Annotated in this window: 15 protein-coding genes; 11 read left to right on the forward strand and 4 right to left on the reverse strand. The window is 65.6% G+C overall.

Features of this window, described 5'->3' with window-relative positions:
• Positions 1-9 precede the first annotated feature (9 nt).
• From urtB to ureC, 10 genes are all read left to right on the forward strand, one after another.
• Positions 10-1,512, forward strand: a complete 1,503-nt coding sequence (gene urtB / locus ACK6AU_RS06460) for an urea ABC transporter permease subunit UrtB (protein WP_409298343.1) — start codon at positions 10-12, stop codon at positions 1,510-1,512.
• A 129-nt stretch (positions 1,513-1,641) separates the two neighbouring features.
• Positions 1,642-2,721, forward strand: a complete 1,080-nt coding sequence (gene urtC, locus ACK6AU_RS06465) for an urea ABC transporter permease subunit UrtC (RefSeq protein WP_185697560.1) — start codon at positions 1,642-1,644, stop codon at positions 2,719-2,721.
• Positions 2,718-3,578 (forward strand): urea ABC transporter ATP-binding protein UrtD, encoded by an 861-nt coding sequence (gene urtD / locus ACK6AU_RS06470; protein ID WP_409298345.1) that lies wholly within the window; start codon positions 2,718-2,720, stop codon positions 3,576-3,578. The genes urtC and urtD overlap by 4 nt, the downstream gene beginning before the upstream one ends.
• Positions 3,579-3,723: 145 nt before the next feature.
• Complete coding sequence (gene urtE, locus ACK6AU_RS06475) at positions 3,724-4,422, forward strand: urea ABC transporter ATP-binding subunit UrtE (protein WP_068577069.1); 699 nt, start codon at positions 3,724-3,726, stop codon at positions 4,420-4,422.
• Positions 4,423-4,452: 30 nt separating this feature from the next.
• Positions 4,453-5,292 (forward strand): urease accessory protein UreD, encoded by an 840-nt coding sequence (locus ACK6AU_RS06480; protein WP_409298347.1) that lies wholly within the window; start codon positions 4,453-4,455, stop codon positions 5,290-5,292.
• A gap of 127 nt (positions 5,293-5,419) precedes the next feature.
• Positions 5,420-5,722 carry an urease subunit gamma gene (gene ureA / locus ACK6AU_RS06485; protein ID WP_185697557.1) on the forward strand — a complete coding sequence of 101 codons (303 nt, stop codon included), beginning with the start codon at positions 5,420-5,422 and terminating at the stop codon, positions 5,720-5,722.
• A gap of 9 nt (positions 5,723-5,731) precedes the next feature.
• A complete protein-coding gene (locus ACK6AU_RS06490; RefSeq protein WP_409298350.1) occupies positions 5,732-6,265 on the forward strand; it encodes a GNAT family N-acetyltransferase in 534 nt (177 codons plus the stop codon).
• Between the two features lie 7 nt (positions 6,266-6,272).
• Positions 6,273-6,806 carry an N-acetyltransferase gene (locus ACK6AU_RS06495; protein ID WP_185697555.1) on the forward strand — a complete coding sequence of 178 codons (534 nt, stop codon included), beginning with the start codon at positions 6,273-6,275 and terminating at the stop codon, positions 6,804-6,806.
• Positions 6,803-7,108, forward strand: coding sequence for an urease subunit beta (locus ACK6AU_RS06500; protein ID WP_185697554.1), 306 nt, complete (start codon positions 6,803-6,805; stop codon positions 7,106-7,108). Before ACK6AU_RS06495 ends, ACK6AU_RS06500 begins: the two co-directional genes overlap by 4 nt.
• Positions 7,109-7,229: 121 nt before the next feature.
• Positions 7,230-8,930 carry an urease subunit alpha gene (gene ureC, locus ACK6AU_RS06505; RefSeq protein WP_185697553.1) on the forward strand — a complete coding sequence of 567 codons (1,701 nt, stop codon included), beginning with the start codon at positions 7,230-7,232 and terminating at the stop codon, positions 8,928-8,930.
• Positions 8,931-9,126: 196 nt separating this feature from the next.
• Here ureC and ACK6AU_RS06510 read toward each other — a convergent pair whose 3' ends face one another.
• Together ACK6AU_RS06510 and ACK6AU_RS06515 are read right to left on the reverse strand one after the other, a co-directional pair.
• On the reverse strand, positions 9,127-9,432 hold the full coding sequence (locus tag ACK6AU_RS06510; RefSeq protein ID WP_185697795.1) for a chaperone modulator CbpM: 306 nt from the start codon (positions 9,430-9,432) through the stop codon (positions 9,127-9,129).
• 20 nt (positions 9,433-9,452) lie between these two features.
• Positions 9,453-10,391 carry a DnaJ C-terminal domain-containing protein gene (locus ACK6AU_RS06515; protein WP_185697552.1) on the reverse strand — a complete coding sequence of 313 codons (939 nt, stop codon included), beginning with the start codon at positions 10,389-10,391 and terminating at the stop codon, positions 9,453-9,455.
• 298 nt (positions 10,392-10,689) lie between these two features.
• On the opposite strand from ACK6AU_RS06515, the gene ACK6AU_RS06520 reads away from it, so the two are divergent.
• Positions 10,690-11,955: an Hsp70 family protein gene (locus tag ACK6AU_RS06520; RefSeq protein WP_185697551.1), complete on the forward strand. Its 1,266-nt coding sequence runs from the start codon at positions 10,690-10,692 to the stop codon at positions 11,953-11,955.
• A gap of 95 nt (positions 11,956-12,050) precedes the next feature.
• On the opposite strand, the gene ACK6AU_RS06525 is transcribed toward ACK6AU_RS06520, so the two are convergent.
• Together ACK6AU_RS06525 and ACK6AU_RS06530 are read right to left on the reverse strand one after the other, a co-directional pair.
• Positions 12,051-13,061 carry an AI-2E family transporter gene (locus tag ACK6AU_RS06525; protein WP_031320782.1) on the reverse strand — a complete coding sequence of 337 codons (1,011 nt, stop codon included), beginning with the start codon at positions 13,059-13,061 and terminating at the stop codon, positions 12,051-12,053.
• 152 nt (positions 13,062-13,213) lie between these two features.
• A complete protein-coding gene (locus ACK6AU_RS06530; RefSeq protein ID WP_260497911.1) occupies positions 13,214-13,669 on the reverse strand; it encodes a hypothetical protein in 456 nt (151 codons plus the stop codon).
• Between the last annotated feature and the right edge of the window lies 1 nt (position 13,670).

Consider the following 13,670-nt stretch of genomic DNA (forward strand, 5'->3'; position numbering starts at 1 on the left):
TTCAAGGACGTGACAATGTCGCTTTATCGTCTGCTTATGGCCTGCCTCCTGCTGCTGCCGCTCGCCGCCCATGCCGGGGATGCCGAAGACTTCGTCGCCGGCAATTCCGGCGAGCAGGCCCGGCTCTTGGAAACCTGGGCCGCACAGCCCGACCCGGCGCGCATCGAACTGCTCGGCGCCTTGCAGCAAGGCCAGTTGAACATCGCCGGGGCAACCAAGCCCCTGCGCTTGAACAACCGACTGCGCGGCTTGGTCGATACCGCCCTGGCCAGCCACCAACTGCTGGCCGCTGACCCCGGCACCCGCCTGGCCGGTGCCCGACAATTGCAGAAGAGCGCCAAGCCGGCGCAGTTGAAGTTCCTCGACACACGGCTGGCCGCCGAGCGGGACCCAGGCGTACACGACGCCCTGGGCCTGGCCCTGGCCAACCTGCAACTGGCGGACCACGACCCGGCCGTGCGCCTGGCCGCGGTACGCCTGCTGGGCGAGAGCGGCGAACCACTGGCCCGCACCCGCCTCGAAGGCCTGCTGGAAGCGGGCGTGGAGAGCGACGCCGGCGTGCGCACCGCCGCGCAAACCAGCCTGGCCCAGGTCAAGCGCAAGCTGCTGGCGGGCGAGGTGCTCGGCCAGGCCTTCAGCGGCCTGTCCCTGGGTTCGATCCTGCTGCTGGCGGCCCTGGGCCTGGCGATCACCTTCGGTCTCCTGGGGGTGATCAACATGGCCCACGGCGAGATGCTGATGCTCGGCGCCTACGCCACCTACGTGGTGCAATCGCTGTTGCAGCGCTACCTGCCCCAGGCCATGGAGTACTACCCATTGCTGGCCCTGCCGGTGGCGTTCCTGGTCACCGCCGGCATCGGCATGGCCCTGGAGCGCACGGTGATCCGCCATCTCTATGGCCGCCCGCTGGAGACCCTGCTGGCGACCTGGGGCATCAGCCTGATCCTGATCCAGCTGGTGCGCCTGCTGTTCGGCGCGCAGAACGTCGAAGTCGCGAACCCGGCCTGGCTCTCCGGCGGTATCCAGGTACTGCCCAACCTGGTGCTGCCCTACAACCGCCTGGCAATCATCGGTTTCGCCCTGGCCGTGGTGCTGCTGACCTGGCTGCTGCTGAACCGGACCCGGCTGGGGCTGAACGTGCGCGCGGTGACCCAGAACCGCAATATGGCCGCCTGCTGCGGGGTGCCCACCGGCCGGGTGGACATGCTCGCCTTCGGCCTGGGCTCGGGCATCGCCGGCCTGGGTGGCGTGGCCCTGAGCCAGATCGGCAACGTCGGCCCGGAGCTGGGCCAGGGCTACATCATCGACTCGTTCCTGGTGGTGGTGGCAGGCGGCGTCGGGCAGCTGGCCGGCAGCATCCTGGCGGCCTTCGGCCTGGGGATCGCCAACAAGATCCTCGAACCAGCGATCGGCGCCGTGCTGGGCAAGATCCTGATCCTGGGGTTGATCATCCTGTTCATCCAGAAACGCCCACAAGGACTCTTCGCCCTGAAAGGCCGGGTGATCGACTAGCCGGCAAAGACTCACGCCCATTGACGAACGCGCCGTCGCCTCGCTGGCGGCGGCCCCGAGAAGGAACACCACTATGTTTGCCAGCAGCCCTAGCGAAACCGCCCGTACCGCCATCGCGAGCACGCCGCGATGAACCAGCCACTGCTCATCACCGCGAGCCAGAAGGCCGGGCCCAGGGTCACCATCAGCGTCGGCGCCCTGCTGCTCCTGGCGCTGCTGGCCCTGCCACTGCTGGCGCTGTTGCCGGCGGACAATCCACTGCACGTCTCGGCCTATACCCTGACCCTGGTGGGCAAGATCCTCTGCTACGCCGTGGTCGCCCTGGCCCTGGACCTGGTCTGGGGTTATGCCGGGCTGCTGTCCCTGGGGCATGGCCTGTTCTTCGCCCTGGGTGGCTACGCCATGGGCATGTACCTGATGCGCCAGGCCGCCGGCGACGGCCTGCCAGCGTTCATGACCTTCTTGTCGTGGAGCGAGTTGCCCTGGTACTGGGCCGGCACCGAGCACTTCCTCTGGGCCTTGTGCCTGGTGGTGCTGGCACCGGGACTCTTGGCCCTGGCGTTCGGTTTCTTCGCCTTCCGCTCGCGAATCAAGGGCGTGTATTTCTCGATCATGACCCAGGCCCTGACCTTCGCCGCGATGCTGCTGTTCTTTCGCAACGAGACGGGTTTGGGCGGCAACAACGGCTTCACTAATTTCCGCAGCATCATGGGCTTCGGCATCACCGAGCCCGGCACCCGGGCGGCGCTGTTCCTGGCCACGCTGGCGTTGCTGGTGGGCAGCCTGTACCTGGGTTGGCGCCTGTCGCGAAGCAAGTTCGGCCGGGTGCTGACGGCGCTGCGCGATGCCGAGAACCGCCTGATGTTCTGCGGCTACGATCCTCGCGGGTTCAAGCTTTTCGTCTGGGTCCTGAGCGCGGTACTGTGCGGCCTGGCCGGGGCCCTGTATGTGCCCCAGGTCGGCATCATCAACCCCAGCGAAATGTCCCCGACCAACTCCATCGAGGCCGCCGTCTGGGTCGCCCTGGGCGGACGCGGCACACTGATCGGCCCGCTGCTCGGCGCCGGCCTGGTCAATGGCATGAAGAGCTGGTTCACCGTGGCCTTCCCGGACTACTGGCTGTTCTTCCTGGGCGCGCTGTTCATCGTGGTGACCCTGTACCTGCCCAAGGGCGTGATCGGCCTGTTCAAGCACAGGGGTGAATCATGAGAATCACGGCCACGGTGGACGGCATGCTCGAACCCATTCTCGACAGCAACAAGGATGCCGGCAGCGGCCGCGATGCCATCGGCCTCGGCCAGGCCACGGGCAAGGGCCTGGACACCCGCCATGGCACCATCCTGACCCTGGAGGACATCAGCGTCAGCTTCGATGGCTTCAAGGCCCTCAACGACCTGAACCTGTACATCGGCGTCGGCGAGCTGCGCTGCATCATCGGCCCCAACGGCGCCGGCAAGACCACCCTGATGGACGTGATCACCGGCAAGACCCGCCCCACCCGGGGCAAGGCCTGGTTCGGCGAGACCCTGGACCTGACCCGCTTGAGCGAGGTGCAGATCGCCCAGGCCGGGATCGGCCGCAAATTCCAGAAGCCCACGGTGTTCGAGGCCCTGAGCGTGTTCGAGAACCTGGAACTGGCCTACCGCACCGACAAGTCGGTATGGGCCTGCCTCGGCGCGCGCCTGGGCAGCGAACAGCAGGATCGCATCGCCCAGGTGCTGGACACCATCCGCCTGGCCAGTTCGGCCCGACGCCCGGCCGGCTTGCTGTCCCACGGCCAGAAGCAGTTCCTGGAGATCGGCATGCTGCTGGTGCAGGAGCCCCAACTGTTGTTGCTCGACGAGCCGGTGGCGGGCATGACCGACGCCGAGACCGAGTTCACCGCCGAGCTGTTCAAGGGCCTGGCCGGCCAGCACTCGCTGATGGTGGTGGAGCACGACATGGGCTTCGTCGGCGCGATCGCCGACCACGTCACCGTGCTGCACCAGGGCAGCGTGCTGGCCGAAGGCTCCCTGGCGCAGGTGCAGGAAAACCAGCGGGTGATCGAGGTCTACCTCGGCCGCTGATGATTCTTTGTAGGAGCGAGGCTTGCCCGCGAAGAACCTGAAAGCGATGCGTTCACTCAGGCAGCACGCGTCATCGTTAACGTCCATCGCGGGCAAGGACTGGGCGTCCCCCCATGCTCCTACAGTTTGTTTAAAGGAATTCGACATGCTGCAAGTCGACAAGCTTCACCAGTACTACGGCGGTAGCCACATCCTGCGGGGCCTTTCGTTCGAGGCCAGGGTCGGCGAAGTCACTTGCCTGCTCGGGCGCAACGGGGTGGGCAAGACCACCTTGCTCAAATGCCTGATGGGCCTGCTGCCGGCCAGGGACGGTGCGGTTACCTGGGAAGGCCGGGCCATTACCGGCGACAAGCCGCACCAGCGGGTCCATGCCGGCATCGCCTACGTGCCCCAGGGCCGGGAGATCTTCGCCCGCCTGAGTGTGGAGGAAAACCTGCTGATGGGCCTGTCACGCTTCGCCGCGCATGAGGCCCGGGAGGTGCCGGCCTTCATCTACGAACTGTTCCCGGTGCTGCAGCAGATGAAGCAACGCCGGGGCGGCGATCTTTCCGGCGGCCAGCAGCAACAACTGGCCATCGGCCGGGCCCTGGCCAGTCGCCCGCGCTTGCTGATCCTCGATGAACCCACCGAAGGCATCCAGCCCTCGGTGATCAAGGAGATCGGCGCGGTGATCCGCCAACTGGCGGCCCGGGGCGACATGGCGATCCTGTTGGTGGAGCAGTTCTACGATTTTGCCGCCGAACTGGCGGACCACTACCTGGTGATGTCCCGCGGGGAAATCATCCAGCAGGGCCGGGGTGAAAATATGCAGGCCGACGGTGTACGCGGCCTGGTTACGATCTAATCTGTAGCCTCCTAACAATATCGATTGCCCATGAACTCACCTGCCGCCCATGCACTGTTCACCCCCAGCTGGCACGCCGAGCTGGAGCTGGCCTATGCCTGCACCGGCAACGCCACGCGCCCGGTGCTGCGCCGCCACCAGGGCCCGCTGCGGGTGCAGAAGCACCTGTATGCCGAAGGCCCGCAGGTCTGCCAGCACATCATCGTCCACCCTCCGGGGGGCATTGCCGGTGGCGACCGCCTGGCCATCCGCGCCCGGGTCGATAGCGGCGCCTGGGCCCAGTTGACCAGCCCCGGAGCGGCCAAGTGGTACCGCGCCGCCAGCCCCGCCAGCCAGCTCCTGGAACTTGCGGTGGCGCCAGGAGCGACCCTGGAATGGCTGCCCCAGGAAACCATCGTGTTCAGCGCCGCCCAGGCCGAGCTGACGACCCGCATCGAACTGCATGGCGATGCCCGGCTGTGCTACTGGGACATCGTCGCCCTCGGACGCCCGGCCAGTGGCGAGCGCTTCGCCCAAGGGCACTTCCAGGCCCACCTGGAGATCCGTCGCGATGGCCGGCCGCTGTGGCATGAGCGCCAGCGCATCAGCGGCGGCGACGGCTTGCTCGACTCCCCGGTCGGCCTCGACGGCCAGCCGGTGTTCGCCACCTTGCTGGTCACCGGCGAGATCGATGCCCAACTACTGGAACGCTGCCGCGCGCTGGAACACCCGGTGCGCGGCGACCTGAGCCAGTTGCCGGGCCTGTTGCTGGCGCGCTGCCTGGCCAGCGAAGCCTTGCAGGCCCGGGCCTGGCTGATGGACCTGTGGCGCTTGTTGCGCCCGGCACTGCTGGGACGCGCCGCCGTACCACCAAGGATCTGGAACACATGAACATCGATGTCCCTGCAGCGAGCTCGCTCGCGAAAAACGCCCGGCCTGCGCGCTCCTCCAGGTACTACGGGTCATCGTTTACGCCTTTGGCGAGCAAGCTCGCTCCTACAACGACGGATGCCGAACCATGGACCTGACCCCACGCGAAAAAGACAAGCTGCTGATCTTCACCGCCGGCCTGGTGGCCGAACGACGCCTGGCCCGTGGCCTCAAGCTGAACTACCCGGAGGCCATGGCCTACATCTGCGCCGCCCTGCTCGAAGGCGCCCGTGACGGCCAGAGCGTGGCCGAGCTGATGCACTACGGCACCACCTTGCTCAGCCGCGAGCAGGTGATGGAGGGCATTGCGGAAATGATTCCGGAGGTCCAGGTAGAAGCCACTTTCGTCGATGGGACCAAGCTGGTCACCGTCCACCAGCCCATTGCCTGAGGAACGCCCATGACGTATCGGATCCGTGACGCGGTGCACGCCGACCTGCCGGCGATCCGCGATATCTACAACGACGCGGTGCTCAATACCACCGCGATCTGGAACGAGTCCCCGGTGGACCTGGATAACCGCCAGGCCTGGTTCAGCGCCCGCCAGGCCCAGGGTTATCCGGTGCTGGTGGTGGTCGACAGCGCAGGGCAGGTACTGGGCTACGCTTCCTTCGGTGACTGGCGGCCCTTCGATGGGTTTCGCCACAGCGTCGAGCATTCGGTCTACGTGCGCGGCGACCAGCGCGGCAACGGCCTGGGCCCGAAGTTGATGGAGGTGCTGCTCGAACGCGCCCGTGCCTGCCACAAGCACGTGGTGGTGGCCGCCATCGAAAGCGGCAATGGCGCCTCGATCCGCCTGCATCAACGCCTGGGCTTCATCACCACCGGGCAGATGCCCCAGGTGGGCACCAAGTTCGGACGCTGGCTGGACCTGACCTTCATGCAACTGATCCTCAACCCCGGGGCACAACCACCCGCCCCTCACAAGGAGTGATACTTCGATGAACGCCGGCCAATTGCGACGGGTCCATGGAGAAAGCTTTGCCCACTACCGCCAGGGCTTGATCGAACTGCTGTTCGACTCGGTCCGCCATGGCGCGTCCATCGGCTTCATGGCCGACCTCGACGACAGCCAGGCCCAGGCCTATGTCGCCGACGTGCAGGCTGGTGTCGAGGACGGCAGCCTGTTGCTGTGGGTGGTGGTCGACGAGGAAAAGGTCCTGGCCAGCGTGCAGCTGGCGCTGTGCATGAAGGCCAACGGACGCAACCGGGCCGAAGTGCAGAAGCTCCAGGTCTTGCATAGCGCCCGGCGCCGGGGCCTGGGCCAGCAGTTGATGAATGTCCTGGAACAGGCCGCGCGCCATCTCAAGCGTGGCCTGCTGTACCTGGATACCGAGGCCGGTTCGCCCGCCGAGGAGTTCTACCGTGCCCTGGGTTACACCCGGGTGGGCGAGCTGCCCAACTACTGCCAGGGCCCGGACGGCCGCCACAGCCCGACCGCCATCTACTTCAAGACCCTGGAGCAACCCCAGTGATCCCCGGCCAATACCAGCTCCTGCCCGGCGACATCGAACTCAACGCCGGGCGCCGCACCCTGACCCTGAATGTGGCCAACAGCGGCGACCGACCGATCCAGGTCGGCTCCCACTATCACTTCTTCGAAACCAACGACGCCCTGGTCTTCGACCGTGCCGCCAGCCGCGGCATGCGCCTGAACATCGCCGCCGGCACCGCGGTGCGCTTCGAACCGGGGCAGACCCGCGAGGTAGAGCTGGTGGAGCTGGGCGGCCAGCGCCGGGTGTTCGGGTTCGCGGGGCGGGTCATGGGCGATCTTTAAAGATCAGCTTCAAGCTGCGAGCCACAAGCTGCAAGAAAGAGCAGTGCGGTGGCTCTGGGCGGCTTTCTTTTACTTGTAGCTTGCAGCTTATGGCTTGCAGCTCTGTTCCGAGGAACGAGGAATGCGCATTTCCCGCGAGGCATATGCCGACATGTTCGGCCCCACGGTGGGCGACAAGGTCCGGCTGGCCGATACCGAGCTGTGGATCGAGGTAGAGAAGGACTTCACCACTTACGGTGAAGAGGTGAAGTTCGGCGGCGGCAAGGTGATCCGCGACGGCATGGGCCAGGGCCAGCTGCTGGCGGCCGAGGTGGTGGACACCCTGATCACCAACGCCCTGATCATCGACCACTGGGGCATCGTCAAGGCCGACGTCGGCTTGAAGGACGGGCGTATCGCCGCCATCGGCAAGGCCGGCAACCCGGATATCCAGCCCGACGTGACCATCGCCATCGGCGCCAGCACCGAGGTGATCGCCGGCGAAGGCATGCTGCTCACCGCTGGCGGTGTCGACACCCATATCCACTTCATCTGCCCGCAGCAGATCGAAGAAGCGCTGATGAGCGGCGTCACCACCATGATCGGCGGCGGCACGGGACCTGCCACCGGGACCAACGCCACCACTTGCACCCCGGGGCCCTGGCACATGGCGCGCATGCTCCAGGCCGCCGACGCCTTCCCCATGAACATCGGCTTCACCGGCAAGGGCAACGCCAGCCTGCCGGGACCGCTGGTGGAACAGGTTCGGGCCGGGGCCATCGGCCTCAAGTTGCACGAAGACTGGGGCAGCACCCCGGCCAGCATCGACAACTGCCTGAGCGTGGCCGACGAATACGACGTGCAGGTGGCGATCCACACCGACACCCTGAACGAGTCGGGTTTCGTCGAGACCACCCTCGGTGCCTTCAAGGGCCGCACCATCCACACCTACCACACCGAAGGCGCCGGTGGCGGCCATGCGCCGGACATCATCAAGGCCTGCGGTTTTTCCAACGTGCTGCCCAGCTCCACCAACCCGACCCGGCCCTTCACCCGCAACACCATCGACGAACACCTGGACATGCTCATGGTCTGCCATCACCTGGACCCGAGCATCGCCGAGGACGTGGCCTTCGCCGAAAGCCGCATCCGCCGGGAAACCATCGCCGCCGAGGACATCCTCCACGACCTGGGGGCGTTCTCGATGATCAGCTCCGACAGCCAGGCCATGGGCCGGGTCGGCGAGGTGGTGACCCGCACCTGGCAAACCGCCGACAAGATGCTGCGCCAGCGCGGGCCATTGCCGGAAGACGGGCCGGGCAACAGCAATTTCCGGGTCAAGCGCTACATCGCCAAGTACACCATCAACCCGGCCATCACCCACGGCATCAGCCATGAGGTGGGTTCCATCGAAGTGGGCAAGTGGGCCGACCTGGTGCTGTGGCGCCCGGCGTTCTTCGGGGTCAAGCCGAGCCTGATCCTCAAGGGCGGGGCCATCGCCGCGAGCCTGATGGGCGATGCCAACGCTTCGATCCCGACACCCCAGCCGGTGCACTACCGGCCGATGTTCGCCAGCTTCGCCGGCAGCCGCCATGCCACCAGCCTGACCTTCATCAGCCAGGCGGCGCAGGACGCCGGGGTACCGGAGCGGTTGGGCTTGAAGAAGCGCATCGCCGTGGCCAAGGGTTGTCGCAGCGTGCGCAAGGGCGACCTGATCCACAACGACTACCTGCCGCAGATCGAGGTCGACCCACAGACCTACCAGGTCAAGGCCGATGGCGTGCTGCTGTGGTGCGAACCGGCGGATGTACTGCCCATGGCCCAGCGCTACTTCCTGTTCTAGCCCTGTAGCCGCTGTCGAGCACCAGCGAGGCTGCGCACGGACGCGCAGCGACCGCAAAAGCGGTGGGTTTACGAGGATCGGGATTGCACGCAGCCCCCGCAATGGCGCGGGATCGACAAGGACCGCGTCCTGGGTCGCAGCTTCGCTGGCGCTCAGCCGCGGCTACCACATTCGGCTGATAGGGCCGGGGCGCCGGTCAATCCACCAGCAGGCGACCCAGGCGCTGGCGGAGCATGCGGTTTTCGGTGCGCAGTTGCCGCACTTCTTCGAGCAGGTCCAGCGCCAGGGCGACGCCTTCCCATTCCAGGTCCAGCTCGCGGTGCAACTTCGCCGCGCGCTTGGCCAGGGATAACTCATGATCGTTGAATCGCCACTCCTTGGGCGCACGGCCCTGAGGTTCGAGGATGCCGTGCTCGACGATTTCGATCACGTAGGCCGCCGGCAGGTCGGCCACTTCACAGAATTCTTCCATGTCCAGCTCAACGATCAGGGTGCTCATGATCAGCGCCTCCTAGTGTCGAATCAGAATTGTTCCCGTGGGTCGAACGCCGCCTTCTTCGCCAGTTCCTGCCACAAGGCCTTGACCTCGTCGCTGGTGTGCTTGGGCATCACCGCCTTGAGCTGCACGAACAGGTAGCCGCGCTGGCCGGCCTTGTTCAACAAGCCGTGGCCCTTGGCACGCATGCGCTGGCCGTTCTGGCTGCCGGCAGGCACCTTGAGGTTGATCTTGCCGGTCAGGGTCGGCACCGCCACCTCGGTCCCCAGCGCCAGCTCCCAGGGTGCCAGCGGCAGGGTGATGATCAGGTTCTCACCCTCGACATCGAACTTCGGATGGGGGGCGAAACGGATGGTCAGGTACAGGTCGCCATTGGCCCCGCCACCGACGCCCGGAGCCCCCTGGCCCTTGAGGCGGATACGCTCGCCATCGGTGACCCCGGCCGGGATCTTCACGTTCAGGCTCTTGCTGGTGTTGCTCACATGCTGGCCGGACGCGTTGTATTGCGGCACCTGGAAACTGATCTTCTTGGACTCGGTCGACAGGGTTTCTTCGAGAAAGATCGGCAGTTCCATTTCCACATCCTGTCCGCGACGGCCGCTGCTGCGACGCTGTTCCGGGCCGCCGAATCCTGGCCCCCGGTTACCAAAGATCGAGCTGAAGAAGTCCGAGAAATCCCCACCGCCACCGCCGCCGAAGCCGCTACGGCTCTGCCAGCCCGGCGGCCCCTGGAACGGCTGGCCATGCTGGCCGTACTTGCGCAGGTCGTCGTACTCGGCGCGCTTGTCGGCGCTCTTGAGCGCCTCGTAGGCTTCCGAGGCGTCCTTGAACTTGGCCTCGGCATCCTTTTCCTTACTGACGTCGGGGTGGTACTTGCGCGCCAGCTTGCGATAGGCGGCCTTGATCGCCTTGTCGTCCGCTGTCGGCTCCACGCCGAGAATCTTGTAATAGTCTTTGAAGTCCATCGAGGGAATCACCATCCGTTATCGAAGTCGCGCGGCGTGCAGCACAGCTGGCCCGGTCTGGCAGCATGAGAATCGACCTGTCTGATTCTCTGACTGAACGGCGCATCAGAAGTTTATCGGCAGCCGCCGGCGGATCTTGCGACCCCTTGTGGCTACCAGGCTCATGCCTGCAAGTTTGGGGGTCAAGGATAGTCTTTCAAGACGAACCCGGTGACGAATTAGCAGATATCCGGCCTTTGCAACGGCGGGCGACTGGCGTACGCTGCGCGGCCGTTTTTTTGACCGGAACTGGAAAGACATGAACAACGCCTCCCCGGCCCGCGGCTGCGGCATCGACTTCGGCACCTCCAACTCCACCGTCGGCTGGCTGCGCCCCGGGCAGGAGACGTTGATCGCCCTGGAGGACGACAAGATCACCCTGCCGTCGGTGGTGTTCTTCAATATCGAGGAACGTCGTCCGGTCTATGGCCGCCTGGCCCTGCACGAGTACCTGGAAGGCTACGAAGGCCGCCTGATGCGCTCGCTGAAAAGCCTGCTGGGCTCCAAGCTGATCAAGCACGACACCAGCGTGCTGGGCACGGCCATGCCGTTCAAGGATCTCCTGGGACTGTTCATCGGCCAGCTCAAGAGCCGCGCCGAAGCCACCGCCGGTCGGGAATTCACCGAAGTGGTGCTGGGGCGCCCGGTGTTCTTCGTCGATGACGATGCCGCCGCCGACCAGGAAGCCGAAGACACCCTGGTGGAAGTGGCGCGCAAGGTCGGCTTCAAGGAGGTGTCCTTCCAGTACGAACCCATTGCCGCGGCCTTCGACTACGAATCCAGTATCGAGCGCGAGGAACTGGTGCTGATCGTCGACATCGGCGGTGGTACCTCGGACTTCTCCCTGGTGCGCCTGTCCCCCGAGCGCCGTGGCGTCGACAATCGCCACGACGACATCCTCGCCACCGGCGGCGTGCATGTGGGCGGTACCGACTTCGACAAGCAACTGTCCCTGGCCGGGGTGATGCCGTTGTTCGGTTATGGCAGCCGGATGAAGAGCGGCGCCTACATGCCCACCAGCCACCACATGAACCTGGCGACCTGGCATACCATCAACTCGGTGTATTCGCAAAAGTCCCAGCTGGCCCTGGGCAGCATGCGCTACGACATCGAGGACACTGGCGGCATCGACCGGCTGTTCAAGCTGATCGAGCAACGTGCCGGCCATTGGCTGGCCATGGAAGTGGAAGAAACCAAGATCCAGCTGACCCACGCCGACCACCGCCTGGTGCCCCTGGACCGCATCGAGCGCGACCTGAGCGTCGACCTCACCCGGGCCCTGTTCGAGTCGTCCATCGACAACCTGCTGGAGCGCATCCGCGCCAGCGTCACCCAGCTGCTTGGCGAGGCCAATGTCAGCGTGGGCCAGGTCGACACGGTGTTCTTCACCGGTGGTTCCAGCGGCATTCCAGCCTTGCGCCAGAGCGTGGCGGCCATGCTGCCCAATGCCCGGCACGTGGAAGGCAACATTTTCGGCAGCATCGGCAGCGGCCTGGCCATCGAGGCCAAGAAGCGCTACGGGTAAAAGCAGCGGCAAGCTTCAAGCGGCAAGCCACAAGTAAGAGCAAGAGCGCAGTCGGCTTTAGCTTGCGGCTTGAAGCTGCAAGCTTGCCGCTGCTCTTAAACCAGGCCCGCCTGTTTCAATTCGCTTTTCAGGTAGGCGTAGTAGATCGGCCCCGCCACCACCCCCGGCAGGCCGAACGCCGCTTCGAACACCAGCATCGCCAACAGCAGCTCCCAGGACTTGGCGCTGATCTGCCCACCAACGATCCGTGCGTTGAGGAAGTATTCCAGCTTGTGGATCACGATCAGGTAGCCCAGGGCCGCCACCGCCACCCAGATCGACAGCGACAGGCCGACGATGGTGATCAGGGTGTTGGAGATCAGGTTGCCGATCACCGGCAGCAGCCCCAGCAGGAAGGTCAGGACGATCAGGGTCTTGGTCAGGGGCAGCTTGACCCCGAACATCGGCAGCACCAGGGCCAGGAAGATCCCGGTGAAGAAGGTGTTGAGCAGGGAAATCTTGATCTGCGCGAAGACGATGTTGCGAAACGCCTGGACCAACAGGTGCAGGCGGTCGAACAGGGCCGCCGCCAGGGGCTTGCGCTTGGTCAGGTCGGGAATACGCTGCAAGGCGATGATCGCCCCCAGCACCATGCCGATCAGCAAGGTCACGAACATGTGCGCCGCGTCCTTGCCCACCAGTTGCAGCTCGCTCAGGTGCTTGCTGGCCCAGGCGCCGATGGCCGCCTGGAACTCGGCAGCGCTGGCCGGCAGGTAGGAGTCGAGGAACGGCGGCAGCTGGCCCCGGGCCTTGTCCACCACCAGCATGAACTTGCCCAGCGACGCCCCAGGGTTCTCCGCTTCATGCAACAGGAAACTGATGGCCCCGGCGAACAGCAGGGTCAGCAGGCTGACCACCAGGGTGCCGAGCAGGGCCACCGCCAGCCAGCGCGCGCGCCGGCCCTCGATCAGGCGCTGCAGTTGCGGGGTGAGCATGTTCACCAGCTCGAACACCAGCAGCCCGGCCAGCAGGCTGGGCAGCAAGCGCAACGGCAGGGCCAGCAGCAAGCCGCCAAAGATGATGATCCAACTGATGAACAACAGGTGACGCTGTGAAAACGTTGGCATACAGCCTCAAGACAGACAGCGGGAAAAGACCCGCAGTCTGCCAGCCTTCACCCCGCAGGAATAGTGCCGGGCGCCCTGCGGGAGCCTGCGCGCAGCCTACCTGCGGACTGTGACAGCCGAGGTTCAGCCAGCCGTGGAAGACGTCCGGAGGGTCACTGGTAGCGGCTGATGAACCAGTACCTGAGGCCCGCTGCTTCGGCGCTGGCCTGCATCTGCCGGGACTGCTCCGGTTCGCCGACGAAGAGCAGCCAGACGCCGGGAAAACGCTGTTCGCTCAGCGCGCCAGCAACGATCGCCTGGTCCAGGGCCGGGTTGGCGCCGAAGATCACCACCCGGGCGTCGCCGCTGGCAGCAGCCTGGGCGAACAGCTCACGCACATTCATACGGTCCTGCCCGCCTCCCGCCGCGATCGTCACACGATCGGCCAGCAGGCCGTGGCTGTTGATCCGGGTAACCAGCAACGAAGGCGGCTGGCCGCTGGCCTGCCCCTGCCGGGACATCAGGCTCGCCACTTCGGCCAACACCGCTTCCTGGCTCTTTTGCGCCGGTTGCGAAGCACAACCCCCCATTGCCAGGAGCAACCCGGCGATCATCCAGTACTGACGCATG

Source organism: Pseudomonas sp. KCJK8993 (assembly GCF_046230915.1).
GTDB lineage: Bacteria > Pseudomonadota > Gammaproteobacteria > Pseudomonadales > Pseudomonadaceae > Aquipseudomonas > Aquipseudomonas piscis.